This is a genomic window from Kitasatospora sp. NPDC056327 (assembly GCF_042261735.1).
In the GTDB taxonomy this organism is placed as follows: Bacteria; Actinomycetota; Actinomycetes; order Streptomycetales; family Streptomycetaceae; genus Kitasatospora.
In genome coordinates this window covers 13,494-29,946 of the sequence record NZ_JBHJRC010000077.1, presented here as the reverse complement: position 1 = coordinate 29,946, position 16,453 = coordinate 13,494, and the positions used below count along the sequence as shown (strand labels likewise).

13 protein-coding genes and 1 riboswitch are annotated in these 16,453 nt (G+C 75.1%); of the genes, 7 read left to right on the top strand and 6 right to left on the bottom strand.

Annotated elements, in window-relative coordinates; all coding sequences use genetic code 11:
* Positions 1-170: 170 nt before the first annotated feature.
* A complete protein-coding gene (locus ACFCX4_RS14170) occupies positions 171-1,181 on the bottom strand; it encodes a peptidoglycan DD-metalloendopeptidase family protein (RefSeq protein ID WP_376141980.1) in 1,011 nt (336 codons plus the stop codon).
* A gap of 2 nt (positions 1,182-1,183) precedes the next feature.
* A riboswitch (cyclic di-AMP (ydaO/yuaA leader) is annotated at positions 1,184-1,344 on the bottom strand.
* Positions 1,345-1,554: 210 nt separating this feature from the next.
* Between ACFCX4_RS14170 and ACFCX4_RS14165 the strand changes: the two genes are divergently transcribed.
* Entirely contained in the window at positions 1,555-3,204 is a 1,650-nt protein-coding gene (locus ACFCX4_RS14165) for an MFS transporter (protein ID WP_376141977.1), read from the top strand.
* A 7-nt stretch (positions 3,205-3,211) separates the two neighbouring features.
* Here the strand turns inward: ACFCX4_RS14165 and purB are convergent, their stop codons facing one another.
* Positions 3,212-4,642, bottom strand: coding sequence for an adenylosuccinate lyase (gene purB, locus ACFCX4_RS14160; protein WP_376141974.1), 1,431 nt, complete (start codon positions 4,640-4,642; stop codon positions 3,212-3,214).
* Positions 4,643-4,760: 118 nt separating this feature from the next.
* On the opposite strand from purB, the gene ACFCX4_RS14155 reads away from it, so the two are divergent.
* On the top strand, positions 4,761-6,977 hold the full coding sequence (locus ACFCX4_RS14155; protein WP_376141972.1) for a HelD family protein: 2,217 nt from the start codon (positions 4,761-4,763) through the stop codon (positions 6,975-6,977).
* Here ACFCX4_RS14155 and ACFCX4_RS14150 read toward each other — a convergent pair.
* The 3 genes from ACFCX4_RS14150 to ACFCX4_RS14140 all read right to left on the bottom strand — a co-directional run bounded on the left by ACFCX4_RS14150 (position 6,961) and on the right by ACFCX4_RS14140 (position 8,836).
* Positions 6,961-7,404, bottom strand: coding sequence for a MarR family winged helix-turn-helix transcriptional regulator (locus ACFCX4_RS14150; protein WP_376141970.1), 444 nt, complete (start codon positions 7,402-7,404; stop codon positions 6,961-6,963). The two genes, ACFCX4_RS14155 and ACFCX4_RS14150, sit on opposite strands and share 17 nt — an antisense overlap.
* Positions 7,405-7,499: 95 nt before the next feature.
* Positions 7,500-7,874: a DUF3037 domain-containing protein gene (locus tag ACFCX4_RS14145; RefSeq protein ID WP_376141983.1), complete on the bottom strand. Its 375-nt coding sequence runs from the start codon at positions 7,872-7,874 to the stop codon at positions 7,500-7,502.
* Positions 7,875-8,080: 206 nt separating this feature from the next.
* Positions 8,081-8,836 carry a HipA family kinase gene (locus ACFCX4_RS14140; RefSeq protein WP_376141968.1) on the bottom strand — a complete coding sequence of 252 codons (756 nt, stop codon included), beginning with the start codon at positions 8,834-8,836 and terminating at the stop codon, positions 8,081-8,083.
* A 189-nt stretch (positions 8,837-9,025) separates the two neighbouring features.
* Between ACFCX4_RS14140 and ACFCX4_RS14135 the strand changes: the two genes are divergently transcribed.
* Positions 9,026-10,384 (top strand): NAD(P)/FAD-dependent oxidoreductase, encoded by a 1,359-nt coding sequence (locus ACFCX4_RS14135; protein WP_376141966.1) that lies wholly within the window; start codon positions 9,026-9,028, stop codon positions 10,382-10,384.
* A gap of 82 nt (positions 10,385-10,466) precedes the next feature.
* Here the strand turns inward: ACFCX4_RS14135 and ACFCX4_RS14130 are convergent, their stop codons facing one another.
* Complete coding sequence (locus ACFCX4_RS14130; RefSeq protein WP_376141964.1) at positions 10,467-11,831, bottom strand: aminotransferase class I/II-fold pyridoxal phosphate-dependent enzyme; 1,365 nt, start codon at positions 11,829-11,831, stop codon at positions 10,467-10,469.
* 35 nt (positions 11,832-11,866) lie between these two features.
* Here ACFCX4_RS14130 and ACFCX4_RS14125 point away from each other — a divergent pair, with 35 nt between their 5' ends.
* The 4 genes from ACFCX4_RS14125 (at position 11,867) to ACFCX4_RS14110 (ending at position 16,360) form a co-directional block, all read left to right on the top strand.
* Positions 11,867-12,550, top strand: a complete 684-nt coding sequence (locus ACFCX4_RS14125; RefSeq protein ID WP_376141961.1) for a pyridoxamine 5'-phosphate oxidase family protein — start codon at positions 11,867-11,869, stop codon at positions 12,548-12,550.
* A 266-nt stretch (positions 12,551-12,816) separates the two neighbouring features.
* Complete coding sequence (locus tag ACFCX4_RS14120; RefSeq protein ID WP_376141959.1) at positions 12,817-14,229, top strand: sugar porter family MFS transporter; 1,413 nt, start codon at positions 12,817-12,819, stop codon at positions 14,227-14,229.
* Between the two features lie 78 nt (positions 14,230-14,307).
* Positions 14,308-15,009, top strand: a complete 702-nt coding sequence (locus ACFCX4_RS14115) for a dienelactone hydrolase family protein (protein ID WP_376141957.1) — start codon at positions 14,308-14,310, stop codon at positions 15,007-15,009.
* Positions 15,010-15,034: 25 nt separating this feature from the next.
* Positions 15,035-16,360 carry an MFS transporter gene (locus ACFCX4_RS14110; protein ID WP_376141955.1) on the top strand — a complete coding sequence of 442 codons (1,326 nt, stop codon included), beginning with the start codon at positions 15,035-15,037 and terminating at the stop codon, positions 16,358-16,360.
* The last annotated feature ends 93 nt before the right edge of the window (positions 16,361-16,453 follow it).

Sequence of the window (16,453 nt, the reverse complement as noted above, 5' to 3'; positions counted from 1 at the left end):
GCCCACGAGAGAGGTCTCGTGGGCCGGGCCGGCCGGACGGGCGTGTCCCGCGCCCGTCCTTCCACCGGTGGTGCGGCGATCACCCGGTCGAGCGGTCACCCGACATGACCATTCCGGGAGGTCGTCTTCGCCCCGCACCCCGTGGTGGTGCTGGATGATCCGACCGAGGGTCAGATCGAGACGCCGTGCGCCCGCAGGTAGGCGATCGGGTCGACGTCCGAGCCGTACTCCGAGCCGGTGCGGATCTCGAAGTGCAGGTGCGGGCCGGTCACGTTGCCGGTCGCGCCGGAGAGGCCGATCTGCTGGCCGGCGGTGACGGCCTGGCCGACCTTGACGCCGATCGAGGAGAGGTGCGCGTACTGGGCGTACTTGCCGTCGGCGAGCTTGATCTCGACCTCGTTGCCGTAGGCGCCGCCGTTGCCGGCCTTCACCACGGTGCCGGCGCCGACCGCGCGCAGCGGGGTGCCGGTGGCGGCGACGAAGTCGGCGCCGGTGTGGTGGCCGGAGGACCACATCGAGCCGGCCACGCCGTAGGCGGTGCCGAGCTTCGGGTTGGCCAGCGGGGCGAAGAAGCCGGAGCCGGCGGCGACCGGGGTCGCGACCGGGGCGACGGCGGTCGGGGCCGCGGGCTTGGCGGCCGGGGCGGCCGGCTTCACCGCCGGGGCGGCGGGCTTGGCGGCCGGGGCCGCGGGCTTGGCGGCCGGCTTCACCGCGTCCTGCGAAACCTGCGGCTTCGCGGCGGACTTGGCGGGCGCGGCCGGAGCGGCCGGCTTCGCGGCGGGGGCGGCCGGGGCCTTGCCGCCGAGCGCGAGCTGCTGGCCCGGGAAGATGAGGTTCGGGTTGGCGCCGATGACCGAGCGGTTGTGCTCGTACAGCGCCTGCCAGCCACCGTCGACGTTCTTCGCGCCGGCGATCTTCGACAGGGTGTCCCCGCCGACGACCTTGTAGTTCTCCTCTGCCGGGGCGGCGGCCGGAGCGGCCGGGGCCGGGGCGGCGGCCGGGGCGGCGTCGGCGCCGGTCCAGGTGCTGCTCTGCTGCGCGTGGCCGGCGGCCGGGACCTCGTGGGCCTGGGCGGTGACGGTGGTCACCAGCGGGAGGGCGAAGGCGGCACCGGTGACGGCGGTCGCGATGCCGATGCGGACGGCGCGGGGCAGGGCGGTACGACGAGCGTGTGCGGGCATGGGAATGTCCTCTCCGACGCCTGCGAGGTGAGCTGTCGGGTTCGGGCTGGAGTTGCCCGGCCGCAATAGGCGGCTTCACCCCTAGCCGGACCGCGAATTCGGGTCCGGCGACTTACCTGTGGGTCCCCCGCTCCTGCCGTACAGAGTTCGTTGCGTACCACCGGGCAGCGGCAGGACTAGGCGTTCCACCCGGTGGCCACCCGGGCTGACGCCGGGCGGTCGCTGAACTAAAACCCATCCGTTCGGGTGAAGCAATGTCGATCTCCAGCCCCCGGGACCAAAGTCCGCAATGCCGTGACGCTGCGCTGGAATACCGTGCACAGTACGCACACAATCCATTCACGATGTGCATCCGATCCACGACCCTCCGCCGATGTCCGCCCCGGTGCGCACACGATCACTCACGCAACGGACACCTCCCGACACACCCCCGGTGACCCTTGTCACTCCGGCCCCGCCCGACGGACCATGGGCCGTGACCACCTCCGAGGCAGGCACCCTGCGGTTGGGCACCGCGCAGGGTCGCTGGGTACTTCTGGCAACGGTGCTCGGCTCCAGCATGGCGATGCTCGACGGGACCGTCGTGAACGTCGCGCTGCCCCGGATCGGCGCCGATCTGGGCGCCCGGCTCGACGCCCTGCAATGGACCCTCAACGCCTATCTGCTCACCCTGGCGGGCCTGATCCTGCTCGGCGGCGCGCTCGGCGACCGCTACGGCCGGCGCCGGGTCTTCCTGATCGGCGTGATCTGGTTCGCCGCCGCCTCCGCGGCCTGCGCCGCCGCGCCCACCATCGAGGTGCTGGTCCTGGCGCGCGCCGTGCAGGGCATCGGCGGGGCGCTGCTCACCCCGGGCTCGCTGGCGATGCTGCAGGCCGTCTTCCATCCGGACGACCGCTCGGCCGCGGTCGGCCTCTGGTCGGGCCTCGGCGGGGTCTCCGCGGCCGTCGGCCCGTTCCTCGGCGGCTGGCTGGTGGACGGCCCCGGCTGGCGCTGGATCTTCCTGCTGAACCTGCCGCTGGCCGCACTGGTGCTGGCGGTCTCCGCCCGGCACGTGCCGGAGAGCCGGGACGAGTCCTCGACCGGCCGTTTCGACGTGCTCGGCGCGGCGCTGGCCGCCCTGTCCCTGGGCGCGGTCACCTACGCGCTGACCGCCGCCGGGGCGGGGCTGTCCGCCGCGGTCTGGGTCACCGGGGTGGCCGGCCTCGCCCTCGGCGCCGCCTTCGTCGCGGTCGAGCGCCGCACCCCGGAGCCGATGCTGCCGCTCGGGCTGTTCTCCTCACGGCTGTTCACCGCCGTGAACCTGGTCACCCTCGCCGTCTACGCGGCGTTCAGCGGAGTCTTCTTCCTCCTGGTCGTGCAGTTGCAGATCGTCTCCGGCTTCTCGCCGCTGGTCTCCGGGCTGGCCCTGGTCCCGATCACGGTGATCATGCTGGTGCTGTCCGCCCGGGCCGGCCGGCTGGGCAAGCGGATCGGCCCGCGCCTGCCGCTCACCGTCGGCCCGTTCCTCTGCGCGGCGGGCGTGCTGCTGATGCTGCGGATCGGCCCCGGCGCCTCGTACTGGACGGACGTGCTGCCCGCCGTCGCGGTGATGGGCAGCGGGATGGTGCTGCTGGTCGCCCCGCTCACGGCCACCGTGCTGGCGGCCGTGGACGTGCGGCACGCGGGCATCGCCAGCGGCGTCAACAACGCCGCGGCCCGGGCGGCCGGGCTGCTGGCGGTCGCCGCGCTGCCCGCGCTGGCGGGCCTGAGCGGAGACGCCTACCAGGTGCCGGACGCGGTCGACGCCGCCTTCCGGACCGCGATGCTGATCTGTGCCGGGCTCCTCGCCGCGGGCGGACTGATCGCGCTGGCCACCGTGCACGGCAACGTCCTGGCGCCGCAGGACGAGCGCCCGGTGGCCGAGCCGGACTGCCGCTACGCCTGCGGCACCGACGGTCCGCCGCTGGACCCCGGCCACCCCGCCGCCGCACACGGCGGGGGCCCCGCCGCCTCCTCGGCGACGGGGCCCGGAGCACGGGACTGAGACTCCGTCAGAGGATGTCACCCGGAGCGTACTTGGCGGCCTCCGGGTAGGCGGTCGCGACGGCCTCGACCTGGCGGACGACCTCGGCGACCTGGGCGCCGGCCGCACCGGTGAAGGACAGCCTGTCGGCCAGCAGCGCGTCCAGCGCGGCCCGGTCCAGCGGGATCCGCTCGTCGGCGGCGAGCCGGTCCAGCAGCTCGTTCTCCCGGGCGCCGGCCCGCATCGCGAGCGCGGAGGCGACCGCGTGCTCCTTGATGACCTCGTGGCCGGTCTCCCGGCCGACGCCCGCGCGCACCGCGCCCATCAGCACCTTGGTGGTGGCCAGGAACGGCAGGTAGCGGTCCAGCTCGGCCTCGATCACGGCCGGGAAGGCGCCGAACTCGTCGAGCACGGTCAGGAAGGTCTCCAGCAGGCCGTCGAAGGCGAAGAAGGCGTCCGGCAGCGCGACCCGGCGGACCACGGAGCAGGAGACGTCGCCCTCGTTCCACTGGTCGCCGGCCAGCTCGCCGGTCATCGAGGCGTAGCCGCGCAGGATCACGGCCAGGCCGTTGACGCGCTCGCAGGAGCGGGTGTTCATCTTGTGCGGCATCGCGGAGGAGCCGACCTGGCCCTCCTTGAAGCCCTCGGTCACCAGCTCGTGCCCGGCCATCAGACGGATGGTCTTGGCCAGGCTGGACGGCGCGGCGGCCAGCTGGACGAGGGCGGTCAGCACCTCGAAGTCCAGCGAGCGCGGGTAGACCTGGCCGACGCTGGTGAGCACGGACTCGAAGCCGAGGTGCCCGGCGACCCGGCGCTCCAGCTCGGCGAGCTTGTCGGTGTCGCCGCCGAGCAGGTCGAGCATGTCCTGGGCGGTGCCGACCGGGCCCTTGATCCCGCGCAGCGGGTAGCGGGCGATCAGCTCCTCCAGGCGGCGGAAGGCGACCAGCAGCTCGTCGGTGATCGACGCGAAGCGCTTGCCCAGGGTGGTGGCCTGCGCGGCCACGTTGTGCGAGCGGCCGGCCATGACCAGCTCGGCGTGCTCGGCGGAGAGCCGGCCCAGGCGGACCAGCACGGCGACGGTGCGGTCGCGCACGTGCTCCAGGGACTGCCGGATCTGCAGCTGCTCGACGTTCTCGGTCAGATCCCGGGAGGTCATGCCCTTGTGGATCTGCTCGTGGCCGGCGAGATCGCTGAACTCCTCGATCCGCGCCTTGACGTCGTGCCGGGTGACCCGCTCGCGGGCGGCGATGGAAGCGAGGTCGACCTGGTCGATCACGCGCTCGTAGTCGGCGACGGCGGTGGCGGGCACCTCGACGCCGAGGTCCTGCTGGGCCTTCAGGACGGCGAGCCAGAGGTGGCGCTCAAGGACCACCTTGTGCTCGGGGGACCAGAGCTGGGCCAGGGTCGCCGAGGCGTACCGGGAGGCCAGGACATTGGGGATCTGGGGCTTCGCGCTCACGCTTCGCAAGCCTAACAGCCGAGGTCAGCCGGAACGGCGTCGGCTCGGGTAGGCTTGGGCGGTTGAGCCACCATATCAAAGATACTGGGAAACTTCTCACCGCAAGGATACCACATCGATGAGCGAATCTCCAGTGGCCTCCCTCGGCGCCCCCGGCCCGGACGCCGTCCTCACGGCGGCGCTGCGCTCCGAACAGGCCCGTCTGACAAGCCTCTACGCCCGTCTCGACACCGCCCGCGACCGCGCCCGGCACGACCTCGCGGCGGCCGGCCGGGAGGCCGGTCCCGGCGGCACCCACCAGGCCCGGCTGGAACGCGAACTGCGCGCGGCCGGGGCCGCCCGCCGCGCCGCCCGGCTGGCGGCCGTCGAGCACGGCCTCTGCTTCGGCCGGACCGACCACCGCGACGGCACCGTCCGCCACATCGGCCGGATCGGCCTCCGCGACGAACGGGACGGGACGTACGAGCCGCTGCTGATCGACTGGCGCGCGCCCGCCGCCCGCCCCTTCTACACCGCCACCCCGGCCGCCCCGGAGGGCCTGGTGCGCCGCCGGCACCTGCACACCGCGGGCCGCGTCCTCACCGGGCTGGACGACGAGGCGCTCGACCTCGCCGCTCTGGACGACGAGGGCCGGCGCTCCCTGGTCGGCGAGGCCGCGCTGATGGCCGCCCTGGACCGGACCCGGACCGGCCGGATGGACACCGTGGTCGCCACCATCCAGGCCGAGCAGGACCGGGTGATCCGCTCCCCGCTGTCCGGCGCGCTGGTCGTCCAGGGCGGCCCCGGGACGGGCAAGACGGTCACCGCCCTGCACCGCGCCGCCTACCTGCTCTACACCCACCGCGCGGTGCTGGAGCGCCGCGGCGTCCTGGTGGTCGGCCCCAACCCGGCGTTCCTGCACTACATCGGCCGGGTGCTGCCCGCCCTCGGCGAGACCGAGGTGGTGCTCCGCACCGTCGGCGAGCTCTTCCCCGGCGTCCGGGCGAACGCCGAGGACGCCCCGGCCGCCGCCGTGGTCAAGGGCGGCCCGTGGATGGCCGGCGTGGTCCGGCGCGCCGTCGAGGCCCACCAGGCCCTGCCCGCGGGCGACCTTCACCTCGGCGAGCACCTCCGGCTCACCCGCCGGGTGTGCACCGGGGCCCGGGACGCCGCCCGCGGCCTGCGCCTGCCGCACAACCGGGCACGTGCCTTCTTCCTGCGGACCGTGCTGGACGCGCTCGCGGTGGAGCAGGCCCTCGCCCTCGGCCGCCCGTACGACGACGAGGAGGCCCGGTACGCCCCGCGCGAGCTCTGGGCGCAGCCCGCGGTGCGCGCCCGGCTCGACGCGCTGTGGCCGGTGCTGACCCCGCACCGGCTCGTGGACCGGCTGCTCTCCGACCCGGCACTGCTGGCCGCCGCGGCTCCCGGCCTCTCCCCGGCCGAGCGCGCGGCCGCCCTGCGGCCGGCCGGCACACCGTGGACCACCGGGGACGTCCCGCTGCTCGACGAGGCCGCGGAGCTCCTCGGCGAGGACACCGGACCGGCCCGCGCCCGCGCCCGGGCCGCCGGGCGGCGCCTCGACGAGGAGCTGCGCTACGCCGAGGGCGTGCTCACCGTCACCGGGCAGCACGACGACGTCACCCTGGACGCCGGGCTGCTCGCCGAGCGGTTCCGCGACTCCGGACCGGAGCGCACCACCGCCGAGCGGGCCGCCGCCGACCGCACCTGGGCGTACGGGCACGTGGTGGTCGACGAGGCGCAGGAGCTGTCCGCGATGGCCTGGCGCGCCGTGCTGCGCCGGGTGCCGACCCGTTCGCTGACCATCGTGGGCGACCTCGCCCAGACCGGTTCGCCGGCCGGCGCCCGGTCGTCCTGGGGGGAACTGCTGGACCGCGAACTGCCCGGCGGCCGGCGGGAGGAACGGCTCACCGTCAACTACCGCACCCCGGCCGCGATCATGGCCCCGGCGGCGGCGGTGCTGCGCGCCCACGCCCCCGGCACGGAGCCGCCCCGGGCGGTCCGGGAGACCGCCGACCGCCCCCGCGCCGTCGCCGTGCCGGACGGCGACTACGCCGCGGCACTGGCCGCCCTGCCCGCCGGCCCAGGCACCACCGGGGTGATCGCCCCGGACGCCCGCGCCGCCGGCCTGGGCGCGCTGACCGTCCGCGGGGCCAAGGGGCTGGAGTTCGACGAGGTGGTGGTGGCCGACCCGGCCGGTCTGCTGGCCCAGGGCGTGTCCGACCTCTACGTGGCGCTCACCCGGGCGACCCGGCGGCTCACCGTGCTCCACCACACCCCGCTGCCGGCCGCCCTGGCCGGGACGCTCGGCCCGGTGGGCCCTACGGACGTCCGCTGAGCACCGGGAGGACCTGCAGGCAGATCGAGTGCAGCGCGGTGCGCTGCTCCCCGCTCAGGGCCTCGAAGGCCTGGTGGGTGCGGCTCATCTCGCCGCGGATCCGGGTCAGGATCTCCCGGCCCTGCTCACTGATGACCACGATCTTGACCCGCCGGTCCCCCGCCGAGGCCTCCCGGCGGGCCAGGCCCAGCGCCTCCAGCCGGTCGACGATCCCGGTCACGTTGGAGGCGTCGCAGCCGAGCCGTCCGGCCAGCGCGCGCATCGGCACCGGCTCCTGGACGGCGCCGAGCGCCTTGGCCTGCGAGGAGGAGAGACCGTGCCGGGCGGCGGCGGCCGCGAAGTCCTGGAAGTACGCACCACCGACGGCGGCCAGCGCCTCCATCAGCTCGGCGTTGGTCGGTACGGTCGTGGTCGCTGTCGAACCCATGAGGTCAGCCTACGACCGACTGCTTCAGCAACTCAAGATTTGAGCACGGCAACGGTCCGTCGGACCGGAACCCCGGACCGGGACGTTCCACCTGTTCAGAGCACCAGCTGGTCGAAGAGCCGGCGCAGCTCGGTGTCGGGGTCGGCGGTCAGACCGGTGTGCACCGGACCCGGCTGCAGCACCGCGCTGCGCGGCGCGGTGAGCCAGCGGAACCGCTGCCCCGGGCTGTCGGCCGCCGCCGGACCGGCCTGCGGACCGCCGGCGCAGACCGTCTCGATGCCCTGCAGCGCCCGGCGCACCGCGGCCACGTCGGCCACCGGGTCCAGGGCCAGCAGCCGCGCCTGGTCCAGGTGGGTCCGTGCGGCCAGGTGGGAGCCCTGCCGGCAGTACAGCAGCACACCCACGTTGACGCACTCGCCGCGCTCCACCCGGGGCACCGCCCGGATCACCGCGTACTCGTACTCGTGCAGCTCGCCCCGGCCCGGCGCCGCCGACCGCGCCGGGTCGCCCGTGCGGAACTCGGACGGCCCGGTGGCCGCCGACCAGGACAGCCGGGAGCCGGACGGGCGGGAGCCGGACGCCCCGAACTCCCCGAAGCCGGGGTCCGAACCGGATCCGGAGCCGGCCCCGAAACGGGACCCCGGGTCGGAAACCGGGTCGGAGTCGGTCACGTCGGTCATGCGGACACCTCCGGCAGCCAGTCGCGCGGACCGGCCAGTCGCGCGGTCAGCCGGGCCCGGTACGCCTCGCGCACCGCCCCCGGCGAGTCGAACCCGGGCTCGTCGACCAGCCAGACGTCCGGGATCCGCTCCACCGCCTCCTCGATCGCCGCCTCGGCCAGCGGCGCGAGCGCCTTGTCGGCCGCGAGCAGGTCCGGCCCGGCGCCCAGCAGCGCGTGGTCGGAGGCGTCGTACGGGCGGCGGGTCCAGGCCTCGGCGCCCGCCCAGTGGTGGTGGAAGATCAGGCTCGCGCCGTGGTCGATCAGCCGCAGGCCACCGGTGGCGACCAGCAGGTTGGGGTTGCGCCAGGACCGGTCCACGTTGCCGATCAGGGCGTCGAACCAGAGCACCTGTCCGGCCAGCCCCGCGTCCACCTCGAAGCAGAGCGGGTCGAAGTTGAGCGCGCCGCTGACGAAGGCCATCCCCAGGTTGATCCCGCCGCTGGCCCGGATCTGGTCCTGGATCTGCTGGTCCGGCTCGCTGCGGGCCAGCACCGGGTCCAGGTCGACGGTCACCAGCTCGGGCACCGGCAGGCCGAGCCGCCGGCCGAGCTCGCCGGCCAGCACCTCCGCGACCAGCGCCTTGCGGCCCTGGGCCGCGCCGACCCACTTCAGCGCGTACAGCCGCCGGTCGTCGGCCTCGACCAGGCCCGGCATCGAGCCGCCTTCTCGCAGTGGCGTCACATAACGGACCGCCGTCACCTCGGGGAGCACGCCGGACAGCCTATCGGGCATATGCACGGGGCGGGTGTCGCTCGGCCCGCTCGCCCGCCCGGGTCGTCCCGGTGGCACCCCCGGCTGCTCCGTGCGAGTGTGGCGGACAGTAATCGGGGCACCCGACAGCACGACCGGCGGCGCTGGCGCCGCACCGTGCCGTGACGACTGCACTGCGAGGGACGCACGATGGAACGAGCCCGGATCCTGATCGTGGGCGGCGGTTTCGCCGGACTGGAGTGCGCGCGCCGGCTGGAGCGCAAACTCTCCCCCACGGAGGCGGAGATCTCCCTGGTCACCCCGTTCAGCTACCAGCTCTACCTGCCCCTGCTGCCGCACGTCGCGGCCGGGGTGCTCACCCCCCAGTCGGTGGCCGTCTCACTGCGCCGCTCGCTGCGGCGCACCCACATCGTCCCCGGCGGCGCGATCGGCGTGGACCCGGCCGCCAAGGTCTGCGTGGTGCGCAAGATCACTGACGAGGTGGTGGCGCAGCGGTACGACTACCTGGTGCTGGCCCCCGGCAGCGTGACCCGCACCTTCGACATCCCCGGTCTGACCGACTACGCGCGCGGCATGAAGACGCTCGCCGAGGCCGCCTACGTCCGCGACCACGTGATCGCCCAGCTCGACCTCGCCTCGGCTTCCCCGGACCAGCGGGAGCGGGAGTCCCGGCTGCAGTTCGTGGTGGTCGGCGGCGGCTACGCCGGCACCGAGACCGCCGCCTGCCTGCAGCGGCTCACCACGGCGGCCGCGCGCCGCTACCCCCGGCTGGACGCCCGGCAGATCAAGTGGCACCTGATCGACATCGCACCCAAGCTGATGCCCGAACTGGGCGACGCCCTGGGCACGGCCGCCCTGGAGGTGCTCCGCGAGCGCGGCATCGAGGTGTCGCTGGGCGTCTCGGTCGCCGAGGTCGGCGCCGAGACGGTCAAGTTCACCGACGGCCGGGTGCTGCCCTGCCGGACCCTGATCTGGACGGCCGGCGTCGCGGCGAGCCCGCTGATCGGCACCCTGGACGCCGAGACGGTGCGCGGGCGGATCGCGGTGACGGCGGAGATGCGGGTGCCGCGGTTCGAGGGCGTGTTCGCGCTCGGCGACGCCGCCGCCGTGCCGGACCTCGCCAAGGGCGACGGCGCGGTCTGCCCGCCGACCGCCCAGCACTCGGCCCGCCAGGGCCGGGCGGTGGCCGACAACGTGATCGCCGCGCTGCGGGACCAGCCGCTCGAACCGTACTACCACAAGGACCTGGGCCTGGTCGTGGACCTCGGGGGCAAGGACGCCGTCTCCAAGCCGGTCGGGGTGGAGCTGCGCGGCGTCCCGGCCCAGCTGGTCGCCCGCGGCTACCACCTGATGGCGATGCGCACCAATGCCGCAAAGTTCCGGGTCGGCGCCAACTGGCTGCTCAACGCGACCGCCGGCGACGACTTCGTGCGCACCGGCTTCCTCGCCCGCCAGCCCGCCCGGCTGCGCGACTTCGAGTACACCGACGCCTATCTGACGAAGGATCAGGTCAAGGAGCACGCCCAGGCGCTGCTCGCCAAGGGCTGACCGCCCGTCCACCGGCCCGCTCAGCCGCCCGCCCCCGCCCGGGACACCACCGCCCTGGGACCCGCCATCCGGGACACCGCCGTCAGACCAGCCGCGACGCCGTGCCGTCCGCCGCCGCCCCGGCGCTCCCGTCCGGCCCGGCCAGCACCGCGGCCAGGTCCCGCGCCAGCCGGCGCGCGTCCGCCGGATCGAGCTGCGCCACGGTGATCCGCAGTCCGGGCGGGGACTGCAGCCGGTAGCGCGCACCGGGCGCCGCCACCCAGCCGCGCTGGACCAGGGCGGCGAGCGCCACGGCCTCGTCCGGCACCGGGATCCAGACGTTCAGGCCGCTCGCCCCGTGCGCGGCGATCCCCCGCGCGGCCAGTTCGCCGATCAGCGCCTCCCGCCGCACCCGGTAGGCGTCGGCCACCCGGCCGACCGGCGCCGCGTCGGCCCGCCACAGGGCGGCCACCGCGTGCTGGAGCAGGTGGCTGACCCAGCCGGCCCCCAGCCGCTGGCGCCCGAGCACCCGGCCGACCGTGTCCGGATCCCCGACCGCGACCGAGAGCCGCAGGTCGGGCCCGTAGGCCTTGGCCGCCGAGCGGACCACCGCCCAGTGCGCCGACCCCGCGCCGGCCAGCGGGTGGTAGGGCAGGTCGACGATGCCGTGGCCGTGGTCGTCCTCGATCAGCAGCACGTCCGGGTGCCGGGCCAGCACCGCCCGGAGCTCCGCCGCCCGGCCGGCGGTGAGCGCGGCACCGGTCGGGTTCTGCGCCCGGCTGGTGACGACCACGGCCCGTGCGCCCGCCTCCAGCGCCCCGGCGAGCAGTCCGGGCAACGGCCCGGCGTCGTCCAGCGGGACCGGCACCGGGCGCAGGCCGAGGGCCGGCAGCAGGTCGAGCAGGCTGCCCCAGCCCGGGTCCTCGACGGCGACGGCGTCCCCGGGGCGCAGCCGGGTGGTGAGGATGCGCTCGATGGTGTCCAGCGAGCCGGAGGCGACGGCGAGCGGCCCGGCGGGCAGGCCGTCGGCGGCGAAGCCCGCCCCGGCCAGTGCGAGCAGCCCGGGGTCCGCGGCCGGGTCGCCGTAGCGGACCGGGTTGCGGCGGGCCTGCCCGGCGGCGAGTTCCAGGGCCGGGGTGAGGTCGGGCAGCAGCGCCGGGTCGGGGTTGCCGTCGGAGAGGTCGCGGGCGTGCGCGGGGACGGGCAGGCGGATCTGGTCGCGCGGGGTGTGGGCGGGCCGCGGGCGGATCCGGCTGCCCCTGCGGCCGGCGGTCTCGATCACGCCGCGGTCGCGGAGCAGCCGGTAGGCGGCGGCCACCGTGTTGGGGTTGACACCGAGCTCGCCGGCGAGGTCGCGCAGCGGGGGCAGCGGTGTCCCCGGGGCGAGGTGTCCTTCGCTGACGCCGAGTTCGACCGCGGCCGCGATCTCGCTGGCACGCCGACCGGTGATCCGATAGTCTCCTAGCACAAAACAGAGTATGCACTAGTACATAGAGGATTGTCATGTCGACCACGCCGGACGGCGGCACGTCCTACCCCCGTACGCCGCGCACCACCCCGACCCGCTACAGGGACCGCGCCACCTGGGAGCGCGAGGCGATCCACGCGGTCCTGGACGCCACCTACCTCTGCCACCTCGGCTTCGTCGTCGACGGCGCCCCGGTCGTGCTGCCCACCATCCACGCCCGGGTGGGCGACCGCCTCTACGTGCACGGCTCCACCGGCAGCCGGCCGCTGCGCGGCGCCGGGGACGGGCAGGGCCTGCGGGTCTGCCTCACCGTGACCCTGGTCGACGCGCTGGTGCTGACCAAGTCGGCGTTCAACCACTCGGTGAACTTCCGCTCGGTGGTCGCCCACGGCACCGCGCACCAGGTCACCGACCCCGAGGAGCTGACCACCGCGCTGGACGCCCTGGTCGACCAGGTCGTTCCCGGCCGCTCCGCCGAGGTCCGCCCGGCCAGCGCCAAGGAGCTCGCCGCCACCGCGGTGATCCGCCTCGACCTCGACGAGGTCTCCGCCAAGACCCGGGCCGCCCCCGCCGCCGACGACGCCGCGGACCTCGGCCTCCCCCACTGGGCCGGCCTGGTCCCGGTCACCACCGGCTACGGCACCCCCGTGCCGGACGCCTCCACCACCGTGCCGCTCCCCGGGCACCTGCGCGCGCTCACCGCCCCGCGCGGCGCCTGACCGGAGACCTCCGGCACCACCGCCCCGGCCCGTCCACCACCGACCGGGCCGGGGCGCGGATCCGAACCGGCCCCGGCCCCCGGCGCCCGCGCCCGGCGGGCCGCGCCCACCCCGGCCCCCGCGCCCGGCGGCCGCCCGCGCACCTGACGCACCGTCACCCGTTCGGCCCAGTCACCGCGACGCGGCCCCCCGGCCGCTGATCGAATGTGAGGCGGACCCTGCCCTCCCGGCCGTACGGGCGGGGCCGTCGATCCCGGGGAGCGCGCGTGTCCAGTACCCACACCCATCCGGCATCCGGAGAGGCGCACCTCGGGCACGTCGTGTTCATCTCGGCCGCCGCCGCGATGGGCGGGTTCCTGTTCGGCTACGACAGCGCGGTGATCAACGGCGCGGTGACCGGCATCCAGAAGCACTTCGCGGTCGGCAACGGCACCACGGCCTTCGTGGTGGCCATCGCCCTGCTCGGCTCCGCGGCCGGGGCGGTCGCGGCCGGCCGGCTCGCCGACCACCTGGGCCGGGTGCGCACCATGCTGCTGGCCGCCTCCCTGTTCGCGGTCAGCGGCATCGGCTCGATGTTCCCGCCCAACATCGAGGTGCTGGCCACCTGGCGGGTGGTCGGCGGCGTGGCGATCGGCATCGCCTCGGTGATCGCGCCGACCTACATCGCCGAGGTGGCCCCACCCTCCTACCGGGGCCGGCTGGCCTCCTTCCAGCAGATGGCGATCGTGCTCGGCATCACCGTCTCCCAGCTCGCCAACTGGGCGCTCAACCAGGCGGCCGGCGGCGAGTCCACCGGCCACCTGGGCGGCGTCCAGGCCTGGCAGTGGATGCTCGGCGTGGAGGCGATCCCGGCCCTGGTGTACGGACTGATGGCACTGTCCATCCCGGAGTCCCCGCGCTTCCTGATCGCCGACCGGCGGGAGGAGCAGGCCCGCCGGGTGCTGCGCGAGGTCGAGGGCGAGGACGCCGACCTCGACGCCCGGGTGGCCGAGATCCGCGCGGTGCTGGATTCCGCCCACAAACCGCGGCTCAAGGACCTCATGGGCGGCCGGTTCGGCCTGCTGCCGATCGTCTGGGTCGGCATCGGCGCCTCGGCCTTCCAGCAGTTCGTCGGCATCAACGTGATCTTCTACTACTCCTCCTTCCTGTGGCAGTCGGTCGGCATCAACGAGTCCAACTCGCTGCTGATCAGCCTCTCCACCTCGATCGTCAACGTGATCGGCACCGTGGTCGCGATGGTCCTGGTGGACCGGATCGGCCGCAAGCCGCTCGCGCTGGCCGGCTCGGCCGGCATGGCCCTGGCGCTGGCCACCGCCGCCTGGGCGTTCTCCTACCGGGAGGGCACCGGCGACACCGCGACCCTGGATAACACCCATGCGACGGTCGCGCTGGTCGCCGCGCACGTCTTCGTGCTCTGCTTCGCCTTCTCCTGGGGCGTGGTGGTCTGGGTGCTGCTCGGCGAGATGTTCCCGAACCGGATCCGCGCCCTCGCCCTCTCCGTCGCCGCCTCCGCCCAGTGGATCGCCAACTGGGCGATCACCGTCAGCTTCCCCGACCTCGCCGACTGGAACCTGGCGGCGACCTACGTCGTCTACGCCTGCTTCGCGCTGCTCTCCATCCCGTTCGTGGCCTTCTGCATCAAGGAGACCAAGGGCCGGGCCCTGGAGGAGATGGGCTGACCCCCCGACCCCCGCGCCCTCCTCCACCGCAGCCCGACCCGCCGCCGCGCCCGGCGGCCCGTCCCCCGAGAGGAAGCCATGCCTGACCAGGGCGGCTCCCGGCAGAACGTCACCTTCCCGAGCAACGGCCGCGAGGCCCACGGCTACCTCGCCCGGCCCCCGCAGGGCGTCGGGCCCGGCCTGGTGGTGGTCCAGGAGTGGTGGGGCCTGACCCCGTACCTGGCCGGTGTCGCGGACCGCTTCGCCGCCGAGGGCTTCACCGTCCTGGCACCGGACCTCTTCGGCGGCGCGACCACCCACGACGCGGCCGAGGCTGCCCGGCTCGCGCGCGAGCTGCCCGTCGAGCGGGCGGTGCGGGACCTGCGCGGCGCGGTCGACCTGCTGCTCGGCCTGGACGGGGTCGTCGGCGACGCGGTCGGCGTGGTCGGCTTCTGCATGGGCGGCGGCTTCGCCCTGCTGCTGGCCGCCGCCGAGGGCGACCGGGTGGCCGCGGCCGTCCCGTTCTACGGCCTGCCGCCCGACCCGGACTTCGAGTACCGGGGTCTGACCGCCCATGTGCTGGGCCACTTCGGCGAGCACGACCGGTCGATCCCGATGGACGTGGTGGACGAGGCCGCGATCCGGATCGGGGAGGCCACCGACGTCCGTCCGGAGATCCACTTCTACCCGGCCGGGCACGCCTTCATGAACGAGGAGGACCTGCTCGGCACCTACGACCCGCTGCAGGCGGAGATCGCCTGGCGGCGGACCCTGACCTTCCTCTGGGGCCACCTCGGCTGACGCCGTCCGAAGGTCCGGTCATCGGATGGACACGGACGAATCCCCCCGGCATAGTCGCGGGGTGCAGAGCCGACTCCCGTCCTCCCCCACCGGCCGGTTCGCCTGGGCGGGCCGCAACTTCCGGATCCAGACGGCCGCCACCGTCGTCAGCGGTCTCGGCAACGCCGGCGCCCCCATCGCCACCGCCTTCGCCGTCCTCGACGGCGGCGGCAGCACCTCGGACGTCGGCTACGTCACCGCCGCCCGGCTGCTGCCCACCGTCCTGCTGCTGGTGCTCGGCGGCGCCCTCGCCGACCGGCTGCCGCGCCACCACGTGATGGTCGCCGCCAACCTTTTCAGCGCCCTCTCCCAGGGCACCCTGGCGGCCTTGGTGCTGACCGGCCGACCCGCGCTCTGGCAGCTGATGCTGCTCTCGGCGGGCGCCGGCGCCGGCTACGCCTTCTACGCGCCCGCCGCCGGCGGCATGATCCTGGAGAGCGTCGCCCCCGAACACGCCGGCCGGGCCTTCTCGGTGTACCGGATGGGCTTCAACGGCTCCCAGATCGGCGGCGCCGCGCTCGGCGGGGCGCTGACCGCCGCGTTCGGCGCCGGCTGGGTGCTCGCCCTCGACGCCGTCTGCTTCCTGGCCGCCGCCGCACTGCGCTTCCTCCTGGAGCCCCGGTCGCCCGCCGCGCCCGCCGAGGGCGGCGGCATGCTCCGCGACCTGCGCGAGGGCTGGCAGGAGTTCGCCTCGCGGCGCTGGCTCTGGGTGGTCGTGGTCCAGTTCTCGGTGCTGGTCGCCTGCGTCGCCGCGGTCGACGCCGTCTACGGGCCGGCCGTCGCCAAGGAGCGGCTGGGCGGCGCGAACGCCTGGGGCCTGGCCCTGGCCGCCCACGGTGCCGGCCTGGTCGCCACCGGGGTGCTGATGGCGCGCTGGCAGCCGCGCCGGATCCTGCTGACCGGCAACTGGGGAGTCTTCCTCTTCGGCCTCCCCGCGCTCGCCCTGGCCCTCGCCGTGCCGCTGCCGGTGCTCTGCGCGGCGATGTTCCTCTCCGGCGCCGGCGTCACGGTCTTCGGGGTCAACTGGATGATCGCGCTGCAGCAGGAGATACCCGCCGAGGCGTTCTCCCGGGTGACCGCCTACGACGAACTCGGCTCGCTCTCGCTGGCGCCGCTCGGCACCGCCCTGGCCGGCCCGGCCGCCGGGTGGCTCGGCCTGTCCGGCGCGCTCTGGACCTGCGCCGTGGTCTCCCTGGTGCTCAGCGCCGCCGTGCTCCTGGAACCGCAGGTCCGCCGGCTCCCCCGACGCGCCGCCGCCCCGGCCGGCGCGCGGAGCGCCGACGCGCTCCCGGGTCCCGCCACCACGCCCTGAACCGTCCCGCCCGCTCCGGGCGCACCCCTCGCACCCCCGGACGCGCCCTCCGGCGGGCAACCACCGGAGGGGGGCGGATCGTCCGACAGGTGA